This is a genomic window from Variovorax sp. NFACC27, from assembly GCF_048301545.1.
GTDB lineage: Bacteria > Pseudomonadota > Gammaproteobacteria > Burkholderiales > Burkholderiaceae_C > Variovorax > Variovorax gossypii.
The window spans coordinates 4166733-4182047 of record NZ_CP157613.1 but is presented as its reverse complement, the minus strand read 5'-3'; the positions used below and the strand labels follow the sequence as shown (position 1 = coordinate 4182047).

General features: G+C 66.7%; 15 protein-coding genes. 9 read left to right on the top strand and 6 right to left on the bottom strand.

Going from position 1 to position 15315, the window contains the following annotated elements; genetic code table 11:
- Positions 1–284: 284 nt before the first annotated feature.
- Positions 285–1724, bottom strand: coding sequence for an argonaute/piwi family protein (locus ABL840_RS19565; protein WP_093307953.1), 1440 nt, complete (start codon positions 1722–1724; stop codon positions 285–287).
- Positions 1724–3607, bottom strand: coding sequence for an SIR2 family protein (locus ABL840_RS19560; RefSeq protein ID WP_418115932.1), 1884 nt, complete (start codon positions 3605–3607; stop codon positions 1724–1726). The genes ABL840_RS19565 and ABL840_RS19560 overlap by 1 nt, the downstream gene beginning before the upstream one ends.
- Positions 3608–3801: 194 nt before the next feature.
- Between ABL840_RS19560 and ABL840_RS19555 the strand changes: the two genes are divergently transcribed.
- Positions 3802–5187, top strand: coding sequence for a hypothetical protein (locus ABL840_RS19555; RefSeq protein ID WP_093307952.1), 1386 nt, complete (start codon positions 3802–3804; stop codon positions 5185–5187).
- A gap of 255 nt (positions 5188–5442) precedes the next feature.
- Positions 5443–5637 (top strand): YqaE/Pmp3 family membrane protein, encoded by a 195-nt coding sequence (locus tag ABL840_RS19550; RefSeq protein ID WP_093307950.1) that lies wholly within the window; start codon positions 5443–5445, stop codon positions 5635–5637.
- A gap of 379 nt (positions 5638–6016) precedes the next feature.
- On the opposite strand, the gene ABL840_RS19545 is transcribed toward ABL840_RS19550, so the two are convergent.
- Positions 6017–6259, bottom strand: coding sequence for a helix-turn-helix domain-containing protein (locus ABL840_RS19545; RefSeq protein WP_093307948.1), 243 nt, complete (start codon positions 6257–6259; stop codon positions 6017–6019).
- Positions 6260–6527: 268 nt separating this feature from the next.
- On the opposite strand from ABL840_RS19545, the gene ABL840_RS19540 reads away from it, so the two are divergent.
- The gene (locus tag ABL840_RS19540) at positions 6528–7049 is read left to right on the top strand and encodes a helix-turn-helix domain-containing protein (protein ID WP_418115931.1); all 522 of its coding nucleotides are present in this window, start codon (positions 6528–6530) and stop codon (positions 7047–7049) included.
- Here ABL840_RS19540 and ABL840_RS19535 read toward each other — a convergent pair.
- From ABL840_RS19535 to ABL840_RS19525, 3 genes are all read right to left on the bottom strand, one after another.
- Positions 7033–8022 (bottom strand): alpha/beta fold hydrolase, encoded by a 990-nt coding sequence (locus ABL840_RS19535; RefSeq protein ID WP_418115930.1) that lies wholly within the window; start codon positions 8020–8022, stop codon positions 7033–7035. The genes ABL840_RS19540 and ABL840_RS19535 overlap by 17 nt on opposite strands.
- A gap of 76 nt (positions 8023–8098) precedes the next feature.
- A complete protein-coding gene (locus ABL840_RS19530) occupies positions 8099–9235 on the bottom strand; it encodes a PDDEXK nuclease domain-containing protein (protein ID WP_093307945.1) in 1137 nt (378 codons plus the stop codon).
- Positions 9232–9600 (bottom strand): hypothetical protein, encoded by a 369-nt coding sequence (locus ABL840_RS19525; RefSeq protein WP_093206203.1) that lies wholly within the window; start codon positions 9598–9600, stop codon positions 9232–9234. The genes ABL840_RS19530 and ABL840_RS19525 overlap by 4 nt, the downstream gene beginning before the upstream one ends.
- Before the next feature lie 852 nt (positions 9601–10452).
- Between ABL840_RS19525 and ABL840_RS19520 the strand changes: the two genes are divergently transcribed.
- The 6 genes from ABL840_RS19520 to ABL840_RS19495 are packed head-to-tail and all read left to right on the top strand — an operon-like array spanning position 10453 to position 15302.
- The gene (locus tag ABL840_RS19520; RefSeq protein WP_093307944.1) at positions 10453–11163 is read left to right on the top strand and encodes a hypothetical protein; all 711 of its coding nucleotides are present in this window, start codon (positions 10453–10455) and stop codon (positions 11161–11163) included.
- A 15-nt stretch (positions 11164–11178) separates the two neighbouring features.
- Entirely contained in the window at positions 11179–11379 is a 201-nt protein-coding gene (locus ABL840_RS19515; RefSeq protein WP_126473795.1) for a hypothetical protein, read from the top strand.
- Positions 11380–11415: 36 nt separating this feature from the next.
- A complete protein-coding gene (locus ABL840_RS19510) occupies positions 11416–12111 on the top strand; it encodes a hypothetical protein (protein ID WP_170217254.1) in 696 nt (231 codons plus the stop codon).
- Between the two features lie 20 nt (positions 12112–12131).
- A complete protein-coding gene (locus ABL840_RS19505; protein ID WP_093307942.1) occupies positions 12132–14117 on the top strand; it encodes a hypothetical protein in 1986 nt (661 codons plus the stop codon).
- Positions 14110–14433 carry a hypothetical protein gene (locus ABL840_RS19500; protein ID WP_093307941.1) on the top strand — a complete coding sequence of 108 codons (324 nt, stop codon included), beginning with the start codon at positions 14110–14112 and terminating at the stop codon, positions 14431–14433. The genes ABL840_RS19505 and ABL840_RS19500 overlap by 8 nt, the downstream gene beginning before the upstream one ends.
- Positions 14430–15302: a phytanoyl-CoA dioxygenase family protein gene (locus ABL840_RS19495; protein ID WP_093307939.1), complete on the top strand. Its 873-nt coding sequence runs from the start codon at positions 14430–14432 to the stop codon at positions 15300–15302. The genes ABL840_RS19500 and ABL840_RS19495 overlap by 4 nt, the downstream gene beginning before the upstream one ends.
- Positions 15303–15315: the final 13 nt, after the last annotated feature.

Here is a 15315-nt window from a genome sequence, read left to right as displayed (position 1 = left end):
TCGTAAGGGAAGGTATCAACGGTATTCTGATGACCTTGAGATGATCTGCAAAGCCAGTTTGCATCTAAGTCGCGGCTGAGCTCTTGTCAGCGCTCACTCGATTGTTCGATGGCAGAGGGCTTCCACATCGGCTACCAGGGCGAGTTCACGAATCGCGGAGAACGGCTTGGCCTCCCGGTACTTTCGATGGGAAAGCGCGGAGACGCATGTCGTCCAGCCGCCCCTCAGAGGAAAGTCTGGTGGGCTCCTTCGCTTAGTCTCACCGGTCGCTCGCCCTTGGACGACTACATGAACAGCCGGTACGGATAGACGCTTTTCGGCAGGTCAGGTACGTTTGCGATGGTGCGAGCGAGACGTTGCGAGTACCTGATGCTGACGGGCACCGGGTCGTATAGCGCGTCGTTGTTCCAGTCCATCTTGGTCAGCGCTAGCGCCTCATGGGCGATGAGCTCCAGCGACCCCTTGCCCGCATGCCGGATGAGTTGCAGTGGCTTCGGAATGCTCTTGCCACCCTGGTAGTAATCGCCCTTTGTTGAGGCCCCCGGCGCATTGCCAGCCACCCACACCAGGACTGAGCTGCCCGAACGGATCACGGTGGTGCCCCGCGGCACTGGGTACATCGCAGGCTTGTAGGGCGGGTTCCCGCGCCCAGACTCAATGAGCCAGACGCCCCGCCAGCATGTCGCCGCGCCCACCTCGATGCATTCAATCTCGGGTACACCGCTCAGCGCGTCGAATGCGCCGTCGATTTCCCCCTGCTTGAACGCCGTGGTCTTGTGGATCACTAGGCGCTTCGGCAGCACACCGCCATTGCGACTTTGATAGAGCTCCAGACTTCGAGCCAGGACCGCGCGCATGTCATCGCGGCTGAGGAACGGGTTGTGCTTCGCCTCTGCGACATCCTCGACCGGATCACGGGCTTCGAACGCCACGAACTGCATACCGCCGCCGTCGATATCGAACACCTGCGAACAGCACGTCACGTAGTGGGCGTTTCGGGCATCACCGCGCAGCGCGTATGCGAGGCCGATGTACGCCGTGCCATCGGGCACGCCCTTCAGCGGGGCAAGCTTCCAGGGTGTTCCTGCGGCCTTCACGTAGAGCGCTGTCGAGAGCCGCCAGGCGAGCGACGCAGCATGACCGAACGTGAACACGCGGTCGTTCAATACCTGCGTCGGAATGTTGTACTTGGCCCCGAGCGCCTTCAAGGTGTCATGGGCGTCGAAGTGCTTGCCGCGAGTCGCGGGCTCCCACGCATCGGGGAAATGCACTAGCACCACGTCGAACTCGCCGCGCATGGTGTCCAGGCGCCGCAAAGCCCCCTCCATTGCATGGAACAGACGCTGGTGGATGTCGCCGTCCCCGGGAAGGTCATTCACGCGGTCTGGCCACCGCACATGCGCCGCCGCAACTGCCGATTCGAGCTTCACGCGATACAAGGCCTCGAAGCCCGGATACAGCGGTACATATTCGGATTTGTCCTGCGGCCGGTGCTGGTCGCGCAGCGAGGCCATCAGAACGCCGCGGCGCCTGAAGGCGCTAATTGGGCCGATCGTAGCGATGCGGATGGAGGACGTGTAGCCGCCGAAGGACCCTTTCGAAAACGGGCCATGAGACAGCAGGCCGCGCAGCGGATGTATCGACGTCTGCTTAAGGTCTGAAGGCGAGAATGCCAGCAGCGGCTCCTCGAGCAGTTCGAAAGGAGGCAGTTTTGACGACGCCATCACTTGGTCCTTTCGAAGTAGGTGTGGTGATGGCCAGGTCGGCTCCATCCGGTCTGCGTGGAAATCGTGAACGAGGCGTCGACGCCCACCTGGTCATCTATTCCAAATGCGCGCACAGTGCCGTCTCTGGTCGAGGTCAGCATCGCGGCCCAGGCGTCGATGATGGCGGCCCAATGCTTGTTGTACTTGGTCGCCCAGTGCTCCCGGCGCCAGTCACCTGCCGGATCGCCTCCACGGCGCCCGTACTGCACCCCCAGGGCCTCCTGAACACTCGCTGCCTCCCTGGTAGGCGCCTGGTCCAGTTGTTCTCGGGGCACGTCCACGAAGGTGTACGGCTCAAAACCGCACCACCAGCGGTCCTCGATCTGTTCCAGCTTCAAGTAGACACCCTCGTGGAACGGGAAGCCGAGCTTCTGCACCTGGCCGGTCAGGTTGGCCTCGTATGCAGCGCGGAGCCGCGCGAGGTCCTGAGCGCGTTTGCGAGCCCAGTCTTGGTCCTCGCCTTCCCTCGGCCCGGCAACCAGAAGCGAATGACCCGAGCGCTTGTACCGTGGGATCAGCGGCCTGTGCCGCGACAACGCCTTCGTCAGTGCGTCATACAGTAGGCCCAGCGCCCAGCTGTCCTGCTTCGGGTTCAGGTCCACCGTGCCGGCGAGCTGCCCTCCGACCGATACGAGAGCCGCCATTACCTCCTCGTCTCTGCCAAACACGGCCAGTTCGCGGCCGTAGGATGCGACAACCGCCTTGCAGTGCTGTTCCCTCAGAAGCCCACGAGCCACCGGCGTCGTCAGCGGCTGGGCCAATGTCACCCTGCGCGCCATCCGCGGCATCGATTCGATGAGCAGCGCCGAGAACCGAAGCATCGGGTACTGCCGGGTCGTGTTCGAAGGAAGCTCCACGGGCACAAGGCGGGGCGTAGGTCGCCCTTGGGTGACCATGTTGAAGAGCGGCGCTGGAAGGTCTATCTCCTTTATCAGGTCCGCCGCCACCTCGTCAAAGGTTGAGCACTCGACCACCGCGACATCCACGCCGGCATGATGGGCGATGGTCAAGAACTCGGTGACTGCGGGTAGCAGCTTGGAGGCCGAACTGGTGACCCAATACAGCCCGTTCGGGAACGGCGTTTTCTCCTTCAAAACCGAGGTCAGCGCCTCCATGACGGACTCGTCGCGGCCGCTATAGCCAATGAACACCATCCCAAAGCGCTGGCTCGCCTCAACCAGGACGTGCCGCATGGTTTCGTCCTGCTTCTCCAGTTCGGACCCGGTGTTCTTGATCCGCATGGAACGGTAGTCACCGTGGAGCTTGGCCACCAGTGGCCAGCTCGACTCCTTCAGGCAGAGCATGGCGCGCTCACCCGAGTCGATGGCCGCAACGGTGGGGCGCTTCTGGTCCACCACCTGCAGCAACCCGTTGGCGGACAGCGCGGTGTCCTCGATCAGCGTGTCGAAGTTTGTGGTGAACACGCAGTCCACCTTGCCGGCCGCCATCAACGCGGAGAGCACTTTGTGACCAAAGCAGGGAACGCCGTTCTTAACCGCATCTTCGATGTACTGGCGGCGATGGCGTTCCTGCGGGTAGACCATCTCGAAGGCCGCCGCGTATTCGTTCGGATGGCCATCGGGCGGCAGCATGGACGTTCGCAAGAAGAAGTCATTCATCCGGTCGACCCAAACTTGGTCGCCGGCGTCGATTTCGCGGCGCGGGATGTCGTTTTGGGCGCAGAAAATCTTGGTTTTGAAGTCCCGGATCATGGCGTAGCCTGTCGGGATGTTCGAGGCGGCCGAGGCGCCAGCGCCCAGGAACCAGCTCACCAGGTTCGGCCTCAGGGCAAGCGCCGTCGCGAACGCCCGCGACGTCATCGTCGGAATGGATTGCGTCACAATGCTCCCTCGTGTGCTAGGTGTGCGCTTTTCCGCGCTGTACTTGTACTTCTTACATCTCGGGTGAAGCTCCAATATAGCGCGACCCCGGAGCCCGAATCGGTAGCAGCTGTTGGCATCCCGCCAATCCCAGGTTCAGCCGAAGGGCGTCACGCCTATGCCAAGCGTCCAATGCGCGCAAGGAGGCAGTGAAGATGGCAAAGGAAGAATTCGACGACACCTGGACTCGGGAGTTGAAGATGCATGTCGCTCAACGCCCCATCGTCATCCTGAAGCTGCAGGACCGAGAGCTTCAGGGACTGAAGGAGACCAAAGATGGGGTGCGGCAGTTCTCGCTGACGCGGGCGCACGACGAAGCCAGGGGAACACCCACGCCATGCATCTGCCTGTTCTTCGCAGAGAAGTCACGGCCGGTCGGACACCAGGTGGATCCACCCGCGGCCTACGCTGCGATCTTCAAGTCTAAGGCTGCGGCGGCGACGTTCGATTCCCGTCTGACCTTGCGCCGTGGCGTGGAAATCCAGCCAAGCACGCCGTCGGGCATGGTTGAGCTCTTCAAAGGCGAGAAGTTCGAACAGGACATCAGGAAGCGCCTGGATAAGGCCGCCTCGCTCGTCCGCCTTGGCCCCAAGGAGAGCATCAGACTGATCGAGAAACTCCTGAACGTAGAGGCCAACCGCGGGCCATTGCGCACCTTGACGGGCGGGTTGACCAAGCCCAAGCCGGAATCCAATGAGCGGCTCCAACTGGACGCGTTCAAGTTGGCGCTGCGTGCGTTCGGCCTTCAAGAGGAAGCGCCGGCCGCGACGATGAATCTGGCGCGCGGCTCGAAGACCGGTCTCACTAGGTTAAACGTGCACGAGGATGGCGTCATTGAGCACGATGCGCGCGTGGTGCCCGGGTACGAGTTCATTTCCAGCCACGTCCGCGGCCAAGCCACGTTTCGCAAGGGTGAGCAGACATTGGAGGTCTACACAGCGAATCGACGCAAACTCGAGGAGGCGTTCGGTGTTGACCTCATTTACTTGAACCTTTTCCATCGCAACGCGGTACTCGTTCAGTACAAGATGCTTGAACCTCGGGGTAGCAGGGACGAACCTACGGATTGGGTGTACAGCGAGGACGACCACCTCCACAAGCAATTGACGACCATGCGCCTCTTCCGCCCGCGCGGCAAGAAGCACGACGGTTTTAGGCTGAGTAGAGAGGCGTTCTATTTCAAGTTCGTGAGGCGGCACGAGCCGGAGGCTTCGAAGAATGTCCTGCTGCCGCTTGGGCACTTCGAGGAGCTCTTGAACGACAAGAAACATCGAACCGCCAAGGGCAACGTCCGCGTGGGCTACAAGGGGCTCGATGGCAGATACATGCGTCAGACGGCGTTCATCGATCTGCTTCGGGCAGGCTACATCGGCAGCGACGCGTCGACTACCGAGAACTTGCGCACGCTGATCGCCAGCGTTCTGACCGGGAATGAATCGCTGGTTGTCGCGGTGCAGCGCCTAACCCACCCGCACGAGAAGGAGAGCGACGATCAGCGCCGGATGCGCGAATGGGAGGTGGGCACCATGCTGCCCCTCTAGCAGCCGACCTTCAATGCTTTCGGCTGTGCCGTGGGGCTGCTCAATGGAAGCCAGCGTCCATTGGACCCACGCAGGCGAGCGACCGGAATCGCTGCGAAGCGGACTTTGACGCTTAGAAGCAGCTATCCGTGATGAGCTTGAGTACGGCGTGCGGCGGTTCCTTTCAGGTAACCCTTAGTCGCGAACGTGGCGTAGCTGCACGACGCGTGCTTCGTGGCTAGGATGTGGAGATTTGCGCAGCAGAAAGGATGGGAGATGCGTCTGTTGATCGCCTTGATTTTGCCGTGGCTGGTGTTCTTCACAATCGGTCGACCGATCGCCGCCATCATCTGCTTGATTCTCCAGCTCACCTTGATTGGATGGTTGCCGGCGACGATATGGGCGGTGTACGCGTTGGGTCAGTACAAGACCGACAAGAAGATTGAGAAAGCACTCGGCCAAAGGGGATGACGGAGGCGGTTAGCGCGGAGGGCGGTCCGTACTCATTCAGCGCTGGCCGTACATGTTGCCTGAAACTTGATCAGTACACGGCTGGCCTGTAGCAAGTCCTGTGTTCCCAGGCCATTGCCCGTAGTCCTGCTGGTGGAGCGCTTCTGCGTTGGCGGTGCGATGCCACTCTCACTTCCTCCCCTGATGTTCGGCATGCCGAACATCAGGAAATTGCGCGCGGGAATCCGTGCCTTTCACTACGGTGGTGGACGACTTCAGCAGCGAGTGCGTGAAAATTGCAGTGGCCCACGGCATGGGCGCTAGTCCCGTCGTGCGCTTGCTGGACCAGGAAGCGCAGTTTCGCGGTTACCTGCGAGTGATCCGCACCGACCAGAGGCCGCTAGGCTCCAGCCTTGGTCAAAGCCATGATCGCGGCCTCAGGCGGCTGCTTGCAAGCGCGGCACCAGTCTAAATAAAACAGGATGTCCATGTATCGTTCGCCACGTTCGACCTTGGATACATGGGACTGGTCGACCTTAAGTCGGACTCCGAGTTCTGCCTGCGTCAGTCCAACCGACCGCCGAAGGGTACGCAGGTGCTTTCTGAGCACCTCGTATCGGCGGTGGTGGATGGACGGCGGCATCCTTCGATGCTCCGAGATGAGTAAATAAAGGCCATTTCGGCCTTTCAACGCGTATCATCGGCCGTGGAGAAAATGCCGTTTCGGCCTTTGTTGAGGAATCCTTGGCTGCCAGATCCACATGACGCGTCGACAAGTTGCTTCGCCGCTTCCAATGCCCCGGCCACTGCGTTTGCCGATCTCGGTGACGCGTGTGCGGCCGCGGCGGCCAGCGCCCGTCGCTCGAAGCTCGTCTGCGTCGCGCATCGGTGCGCAGGTGAGGGCGCTGCGCATGGCAGCAGGAATGTCTGCCGGTGCGCTGGCGCTGTTATCGGGCATCTCTGCTTCAATGCTCTCGCGGATTGAGCGCGGGCTGGTCTCGCCCTCGGTGGAGACGCTGGAGCGGCTCGCGCACGGGCTGCACGTGCCGGTGTCGCGCTTCTTCGGCGATCAGGCCCGGCGAACGGACTTCTGCCACGTGCGCGCAGGGCAGGGGCTCGTGGTCGACCGGATTGGGGCTGTGGCGGACTACCGCTACGAGTTGCTGGGGCACTCGCTGTCGGGCAACCTGTTTGTGGAGCCCTATCTGGTGACGTTGCTGCCGGAGGCCGGGCCGTACGTGACCTTCCAGCATCCGGGGCTCAAGTTCCTGTACTTTCTGTCAGGGTCGGTCACCTATCGCTACGGCGCGAAGGTGGTCGAGGTGGGGGCAGGGGACACGCTGCTGTTCGACGCCACGGCGTTGCATGGCATCGAGGCCATCCATTCGGGGCCGGTGTCGTACCTCTCGGTGGTTTTCACGCTGAGGGAGTAGGGGCGCTGGCTGTCCTCCTGGCGAAGGCGGCATGCGCCTTGTGTCGGCTGCGGGGGGGCGTGTGGACATCTGCTTTCGGGGGGCTTCTTGGCCGACGCATCGCGCGCTTCGGGGCGCGGTCGGTTTGAGGGAGAGCGGGACTACTCTCGGGCTTCAAGCCTTCGAGAAACTCGTCGAGCGCGGCGTTGAATCTCCGTGGCGCTTCGAGCGCCGGCAGGTGTGCGGTGCCCGTGAGGATGGCGGACCGGGCACCAGGGATGCGGTCTGCGAGCGCCTTGCATCGTTCCTGCAGGTGCGGCAGGTCGAGATCGCCCCACATGACGAGCGTCGGGACCCGGATCTGTTCGAGGCGTTCCCATGCCGACGGCTCCTCCAGCGACGGGCCCGGGTCGATGGCGCGCAGCGCGGTGTCGTTCATCGCCAGGAAGAGCTGGCGCGTTTCCCCTCCCACCCGTCCGGGTGCACTCGCTAGCCCATCCAGCCACAGGCGCGCCCGGAGCTCCTTCACTCCTTCGAGGTCGCCCAAGGTCGAAGCAGCGTCGATGGCGTCCATCAGCGTCTTCACCGGGCCGTCAGGTTGCGCGGGCAGTGCACCGCTCACGCCGGGGGTGACGACCACCAGCCCGCTGACCCTGTCGGGCTGCGCGAGGGCAGCATCGATCGCGACCCGGCCTCCCAAAGAGCAGCCGACCAGCACCGCCCGGTCGCACTGCCAAACATCCATCGCCGCCCAGAGGTCGGCCACGCGCGAATGCGGCGTCGCGGCGATCGGTCGCGATTCACCGAAGCCCCGGCGGTCGTAGCTCAGCACCGGGTGCCGTGTGACCAGTGCATCTTGCTGGCCCCGCCACATGCGCCGGTCGGCGACGTTGGCGTGCAGGAAAAGAAGTGACGGGCCGCTCGCGCCGTCGGTCGCTTCGTACTCCGCCGCCAATGCGGCTCCTGCGACATCGATCCATTTCATGGCTTGCATGCTTCACCTCTTGAGCGGTCATGAGAATCGAAGGCCCGTCGTGTCCGGTCCGAGTCCCATGGCTGAGAACTTCCGGTCAGGGGGCGCCGCCCTTCCTGCGCTTTGGCGTCTGCAGCTGCGGTGTCTTCTTCTTCGTCTTCGCTATCGCGGTTGTTGTCGTTGCAGCCGTGGGGTCGGACGCCGCTTCCGGCGCGCTCAGGGCATAGAACTCGTGCAGCTTCTCGGCGAGCATGCGCTTGTCCGGCAGCTGCATCTGGTACTGGGCCACGAGCGCGGGCGAAAGCGAGCGGCTCAGCGCGTACTCCACCACCTCGGCGTCCTTGCTCGCGCACAGCAGCAGGCCGATGGCCGGGTTCTCGTGCGGCTTCTTCACCTGGCGGTCGAGCGCCTCGAGGTAGAAGTTCAGCTTGCCCAGGTGCTCGGGTTCGAAGGCGGTGACCTTGAGCTCGATGGCCACGAGGCAATTCAGGCCGCGGTGAAAAAACAGCAGGTCGAGCGCGAAGTCCTGGCCGCCCACCTGCACGGGGTACTCGCTGCCGATGTAGCAGAAGTCGCGTCCCAGCTCGGTGAGGAAGCGCCCCAGGTTCATCAGCAGGCTGCGGTGCAGCTCGGCTTCGGAGTGCGGCTCGGGCAGGGCCAGGAAGTCCAGCAGGTAGGCGTCCTTGAAGTGCTGCGCGGCCTGGGGCTGCATGTCTCGCAGCGCCGTCGAGACCTTGGGCGGCTGGAGCAGGGCGCGCTCGAACAGGCCGCTGTCGATCTGCCGGGCCACCTCGCGCACCTGCCAGCCCTGCTGCGCCGTCATGCGCAGGTAGAACTCGCGCTCCTCTTCGCGCTTGGCGCGGCTGAGGATGTGCAGGTGCGAGGACCACGGGACTTCTCTCAACAGTGTTGAGAGTTTCGAGTCCGGCGGATAGGCCAGGAAGAACTGCCGCATACGCCACAGGTTCTGGGCCGAGAAGCCGCGCCGGCCCGGCTCTCGACGGGCGATGTAGGCGGCGAGCTGCTCCACGGTGCCCATGGCCCAGCCATCGGCCTCGATGCGCCGGTGCAGGTACTCGCCGATGCGCCAGTAGAGTTCGATCACTTCGGCGTTGGCCACCCGGGCCACGCGCTGGCGTGCGCCCTGGATCAGCGCGAGCACTTCGCCGAAGGCGGCTTCCGAGGTCGTTGTTGCCGCTGCTGCGCGGCGTGCCGGTCCGACGGTCTTGCTCATGCCTGGTCCCTGTTCATCTGGAGGGCGGGGCGTGCGCTGGTCGTTTTCCGCGCAGGCCGTGCGAGAAGGTCCTGCGCGGTGCAGCTCTCGCGAACCTGGCGCATGCGCCAGGGGCTCGCGGCGCCAGCTTCGCGAGATCGGGGGCAGGGCGCCTGGGGATGGCACTTCAGCTGGTCGACCACCGCAGTGCCGCGGCCGCGGCGTGCCTGTAGCGCGCGGATGGGCTGTCCGATGTTCCGGGACCGAACCATCGGTTCGCGGTTGATGGCGTGCGCGACCGGCCGCTGCTTGCCGTCGACTCGGGGTTTCAGGTCCTTGGTGAAGCGCAGGTCATGGAGCAGGGTGGGGGTGATGGAGGCAGGCACCGGGCAAATGTAGTGCCTCGATGGTGCTTGCCCGTCCCACGGTCGCCGCTGCGCGGCATCCGGGCCCGGCCGTCCGAATCGAGCCGCGCGGCAGCCCGGCGCGTGTCCGTGGGTTTCCGGTTCTTTCTCTCAACGGCGTTGAGAGTTTCGCGCCCGCCGGACTGGCAGGGCAGACAGGCCCTTGCAGACCGCCTCGGCTCCGTGTCGTCGTGTTCATGCAGTTCTTGTCGCTCGGATATACCTTTTTGACCCTGCGGTTTTCATGCGGGTTCGGCATTGGAAATGCAATACGAATTACCGAGGGCACGGAAATTCTGAGGCGATGTCTTGCCGCTTCGGGTCGATTTTAGATCGTCGATCGCTGTAATTTTGGAGCTGGCCTCGGCAATTCGAATTAACCAGTCTTCGGGATTGACTTCAGCGAATTGGTCCTTCCGTTTTCAAATTAAAAGCCCCAAAAATCAAGATCGACGTGCAGCTGCACCATGCTGGTGAAAACCGCCCTCCGCAGCCCGCTGCGGCGCGGTCCCGGTGCCTTGTGATGCGAAGGGATTAATCCAAAGATTCTGCTTCGGTGGTCGGTATTGGTTGTAATGCCGTGAAATTGATTTTTCCTGAATTAATGGATTCTGGATGTCTTCATTTTTTGGCCTAAAAGGGAAATTAATTCCTTGTGCCTAATTGAAAAATTAATTCGCCAAATCCGTTGGCGCTGGCGAAATAAATTGATAGGCTGCGCGGGCCGGTTGCATGCAGTTACAGCAAATAACCGGCGCATTCCATGGCCAGCTTTTGCGGGCGATGAATCACAGCCCGCTCGAGATGGTTTCCAGCTTCCCCAAGGAGAGAACCATGTTCACAGGACTTACAGGACACCCGCCGCGCGGGCATGCCCGGCGCCCGTCGGGCGCCGCCCGGCCTTCCGCGGCTGCGTCCCTGCCCGGCCACTTCGCCCTGGCGCTGCAAAGCGAGGAGAGCGCGGCCGCCATCCAGGAAGCGCTCGCGCGCTGCGACGCGGCGCGCGACATCGCGCCGGTGTCGCTGAGCGTCGAGCGCGGCCAGCAGCGCGTGCTCAGCAGCGACCCCGCCGATGCGTCGGCGGTGGCTCCGCTCATGCTCACGACCACGGATGTCGATCTCTTCAAGCGCTGGATCGGCGCGCCCGACGAGAGCTGCCGCGCGCATGCCGCGACCCACCAGTACTGGCCACTGCCCACGCGGGCGTGGTCCGGGCGCTCCGTGTCCTCGCGCCGCGACTTCACCGCCGAGGAGGCCGCCGACATCGAGCGCGCGGGCCGCGTCTACCTGTTCGGCGATTCGACCCTGGTGCGCGACTACCGCGATGTCATCGGGCTGTACCACGGCACCTTCGAGGCCGCCATCTACGCGATGGACGAACTCAGCGTCATGCCCGGCGCGCGCCTGAGCGTGGTCGGCGCCCCCGCGGTCCTCCTGTGCAGCAAGTTCGATCTGCACGCGCCCGGCCAGCTCGTGCTGCACACGCCCTGCCACGCCCATTTCGGCAGCGTGCGCAAGTTCTGCGGCGCCCCCTCGCTCAACTGAACGGAAGGACCCGCCATGGCAACCAAGACCCCCCAATCCCAGCCCGCCGGGATGACCGATTTCGCCGAAGGCGATGTGCGCATCGTGACGCCGGACAACCCGCTGGTCGTGAACGAGGACCCGGCGAACTTCGGCGCCGTGCAGATCGCGGGCGGCGAGGTCATCGTGCAGGTGAAGTCGACCGTGACCTTCGCTTCGCTCGAGAAGACGAGCTGAGCCCACATCCCACGCAAGCACGCAAGGAGTACACACATGTTGATCGACGACGTCCCCCTGGGCGATATCGTGGTGCTCGGCTACTCGGGCACCAAGGGCACGGCCGGCACGGCCGGCCCCAAAGGCAGCGACGGCTCCAACGGCCGCAACTGCGACTGCAACTGGGCCAGCGGCTGCCGTGACAGCACCGCCGGCGGCAACGGCGACACCGGCGGCAACGGCAGCAACGGCACCGACGGCGCCGACGGCAAGCAGGCCTTCCCGGCGACCATCACCGTCACCAAGCTGCTGGGCGACGCCAGCCACAACATCGTCGTCTTCAGCGCGGGCGGCAATGGCGGCTCGGGCGGCGACGGCGGCGGCGGCGGCGATGGCGGCTCGGGCGGCCAGGGCGGCAAGTCGGACAAGGACGGCGCCTACAAGTGCACCGGCAGCGGCGGTGGCAACGGCGGCACGGGTGGCAACGGCGCGAACGGCGGCTATGGCGGCAACGGCGGCGACGGCACCACGGTCACCGTCCGGTACTCGCTCGACAGCGGCGCCTCCGCCGCCATGGTCGGGCGCACCGCGCAGTCGCAGCCGGGCGAGGGCGGCGGCGCCGGCGGCGCCGGCGGTCCGGGGGCGGCGGGCAGCCCGGGGGGCAGCGCCGGCAAGAGCGGCAGCCCGGGGCGCGCGGGCAACCGCGGCAGCAAGTCGGGGGCGACCTCGACCTTCTCGATCACCAAGGTCTGAGCGCCCGGGCGCCGATCCGCATGACGAACGTGCAGCAGTCCGCGCTGCGCACAGGCGTCGAGCGCCTGTGGCAGGAGGGCGCGCGCCTGGCCGGCCTCGACGCCCGCGAGGTGGCCGCCACCGGCTGGGCGCTGCTGTCGCCGCCCTCAGGCGGCGACGGCCGCCGGGGCGGGTTTTCCGAGCTCAACAACGACGGCAGCCCGGCCCAGCTGTGCCTGTCGCAATCGCGCGAGGGCACGGGGCTGCGCATGCTGGTCGACCCGGCATGGCACCTCGCCGACGCACCGGCGCGGCTGGTCGCGAGCCGCGAGGCGCTGGCCCTGGCGCTCGAGCGCGGCGGCGCCGGCGATCTCGCACCCGCGTGCGAGGCGCTGCTGGATGCGCTGTTGCTGGAAGAGCCGGCGCTGCACGCCTACCCGAGCAGCCTGCTGTGGATCGGCACGGGCCTGGGCCAGCCCGGCTGCGCGGTGTACGTGGACGTGCGGCCGCTGGGCGACGCGGTCTGGACGCGCACGCGCGACTGGCTGCACGGGGTCCTGCCCGATGCCGCGGAAGCCCTCGGCACGCTGGAGCGCCTGCGCCCGCATGTGCAGCTCTCGAGCATCGGCATCGAAGGCCTCTCCCGCCAGCGCGCGCGGGCCAAGCTGTACTGGCGCCTGCGCACGCCCGTGGGCCTTGCGGCCCTCGGGCTGCCGCTGCTGGACGATCCCGGGCTGGCGGCCTTCCTGGCCACGGCCGTCGGGCTGCGCGAGTTCCCGCTGTCGGGGCTGGTGATGAGCGCGGGCTTCGACTTCGCCTCGGGGGCCCTCGAGGACACCAAGATCGACCTGTGCGGGCACTGCATGCCGCAGCCGGCCGCGTCCTGGCTGGACCTGGTGGCGCGCGTGTCGCACGGGCTGGGCCTGCCGGTGCCACCCGTGCAGGCGGCCCTGGACGCGCAGCACTGCGAGGTGGCTTTCCTGGGCGCCGGCGTCGACCGGCGCGGCCAGCATCGCCTGAACATCTACCTCAAGCCGTCGGGCCCGGACCTGCCGGGCGCACTCGACCGCCGCGCGCTGCGCGCGTGCATCGCCTCGGCCTGCGCCTACCTGTGCGACCTGCAGGCCGCCGACGGCGGCTTCGCCGACTACCGGCTGCCCGTGGGCGCCTCGACCCAGTGGGTGAGCGCCTTCGCCGGCCTCGCGCTGGCCGAGGCCGCGTGGGTCGCGGACCTGCCCTGGGCCTTCGCGGCCGCTGGGCGGACCGCCGACCGGCTCACGCGGGACCGGCCCTATGCCGCGGGCTGGGGCTACAACGAGACGACGGGCATCGACGCGGACTCCACCGGCTTCGCGATCCGCCTGCTGCGCGCCCTCGGCCGCGAGGTGGCCCCGGCGGACCGGCGCAGCCTCCTGCGGCACTGGCGGGAGGAGGGCGGTTTCGCCACCTACGACGATGGCCCGCAGGCCTGGGGGCAGGCGCATCCCTGCGTGACGGCCGCCGCCGGCCTGGCGCTCGACGACGAGGCCCGCCGGGCGCTGTCGAGCGCGCTGCAGGCCTGCGTCGCGCGCACCGCCCTGGCCGACGGCAACTGGCCGGCCTACTGGTGGCGCACGCACCACTACAGCACCTGGCACCACCTGCTGCTGCTGCGCCGCCTGGGGCAGGGCACGCGCGGCGCGGCGCCGGCACAGGTGGGCATGGGTGCGGGCACCGGCGTGGGCGCGGGTGCGGGCAAGGGTTCGGGGGGCGTCCATCCGTCTCCGGGGGCCTTCGAGCTCGCCTATGCCGCGGGCATCGCGCATTTCCGCGACCCCGGCTCGGCCGAGGCCGACCGGCTGCTGCGCGACCTGCTGTGCGCCCAGCGCGTGGACGGCGGGTGGACCGGCGGCTTCAACCTGCGCGTGACCGACCCCGCCTGCACGGCGCCCTGGCAGCGGCCCGCGGGCGAGTTGTACCGGGACCAGGCCGGCACCATCACCACCGCCAGCGCGCTGTTCGTGCTCACGGAGGTCCTGCGTGGATAGCGCGCTGCTGCACGGCCGGCGCGCCGCCTTGCTGTTCTTCAAGCGCCAGTGCCCGCCCTGTGTGGTCCTGTCCAGGCTGGCGGTGGTCCTGTCGCTCGGGGCCGTGCGCCGCGTGCCGCTGGACGCCGCGCAGGCGCGGGACTTCTACGCGCAGCACCCGGCGCTTGAGGGCATGCCCGTGCTGGTCCACGGCGAGCGCGTGGCCGCGGGGCCGGCGGTCTTCCTGGCCCTGCCGCGCGTGGTGGCCGCGCGTGCGTGGCAGCGCCTGCGCGCGCTGGGCGGGGCGCGCGACGGCCGCAGGCCGACCGGGCCATGACGGGCGCACCCGCCGGGTCGCCGCCGCGCGCGGCGGCGACCGTGACCCTGAGCGATGCCCGCGCCGAGGCGGACTTCGCGCGCGACGGCTACGCGGTGGTCGGGCTGCTGTCGCCTGCCGAGCTGGACCGCCTGCAGGCGGCCTTCGCCCGGCATGCCGTCCTGCACGAAGGCCCCTTCGCGGCCAGCCTGCTGATCCCCGATGCCGCTGCGCGCGGCGCGGTCCACCACGCCGTGCAGGCGGTGCTCGCGCCCGCGCTGGCGCGCGTGCTGGCCGGCTACCGGTCGGTGTTCTGCGGCTTTGCCGTCAAGGCGCCGTGCACCGACGGCGGTGAGATGCCGCTGCACCAGGACATCAGCTTCTCGCGTCCCGAGGGTCGGCCCGCCGTGAGCGTGTGGGCGCCGCTGGTCGACGTCTCGGGTCTCAACGGCTGCCTCGTGCTCGTGCCGGGCAGCCACCGCGTGAACACCGGCGCGCGTGCGCCCGGCTCGACGCCGGCGGCCGACAGCCTGCAGGCCTACGCGCAGGCGGGCCTGCTGCGCGAGCTGCCCATGCGCCGCGGCGAGGCCGTGGTGATGGACCAGCGGCTGCTGCATGCCTCGCCGGGCAACCGCTCGCAGGCGGTGCGCGCCGTCGCGACGGCCGTGGCCGTCCCTGCCGAGGAGGGCCTGCGCTACTACCACCGCAGCGTCGTCGACGGCGTGGCCCTGCTCGAGGGCTTCGCCGTGGAGGACGACTTCCATCTCGGCCACCCGCTGGGCAGCCGCCCCGCGCGCGGCGCGCGCCTGGGCGTGGCGCCCGAGCGCGTCGACTTCATCCACCCGCGGACCCTGGCCCCCCGGCCGGGGTCCGCCTGCGCAGTCCCTTGATCGAGGAACCTTC

Excerpts from the sequence above, each read along its gene's own strand:
- ABL840_RS19510 (WP_170217254.1), top strand. The coding sequence starts at position 11,416 with ATGTTGATCGACGACGTCCCCCTGGGCGATATCGTGGTGCTCGGCTAC.
- ABL840_RS19530 (WP_093307945.1), bottom strand. The coding sequence starts at position 9,235 with ATGAGCAAGACCGTCGGACCGGCACGCCGCGCAGCAGCGGCAACAACG.
- ABL840_RS19520 (WP_093307944.1), top strand. The coding sequence starts at position 10,453 with ATGTTCACAGGACTTACAGGACACCCGCCGCGCGGGCATGCCCGGCGC.
- ABL840_RS19545 (WP_093307948.1), bottom strand. The coding sequence starts at position 6,259 with ATGCCGCCGTCCATCCACCACCGCCGATACGAGGTGCTCAGAAAGCAC.
- ABL840_RS19540 (WP_418115931.1), top strand. The coding sequence starts at position 6,528 with ATGGCAGCAGGAATGTCTGCCGGTGCGCTGGCGCTGTTATCGGGCATC.
- ABL840_RS19555 (WP_093307952.1), top strand. The coding sequence starts at position 3,802 with ATGGCAAAGGAAGAATTCGACGACACCTGGACTCGGGAGTTGAAGATG.
- ABL840_RS19505 (WP_093307942.1), top strand. The coding sequence starts at position 12,132 with ATGACGAACGTGCAGCAGTCCGCGCTGCGCACAGGCGTCGAGCGCCTG.
- ABL840_RS19495 (WP_093307939.1), top strand. The coding sequence starts at position 14,430 with ATGACGGGCGCACCCGCCGGGTCGCCGCCGCGCGCGGCGGCGACCGTG.
- ABL840_RS19550 (WP_093307950.1), top strand. The coding sequence starts at position 5,443 with ATGCGTCTGTTGATCGCCTTGATTTTGCCGTGGCTGGTGTTCTTCACA.
- ABL840_RS19565 (WP_093307953.1), bottom strand. The coding sequence starts at position 1,724 with ATGGCGTCGTCAAAACTGCCTCCTTTCGAACTGCTCGAGGAGCCGCTG.
- ABL840_RS19535 (WP_418115930.1), bottom strand. The coding sequence starts at position 8,022 with ATGCAAGCCATGAAATGGATCGATGTCGCAGGAGCCGCATTGGCGGCG.
- ABL840_RS19515 (WP_126473795.1), top strand. The coding sequence starts at position 11,179 with ATGGCAACCAAGACCCCCCAATCCCAGCCCGCCGGGATGACCGATTTC.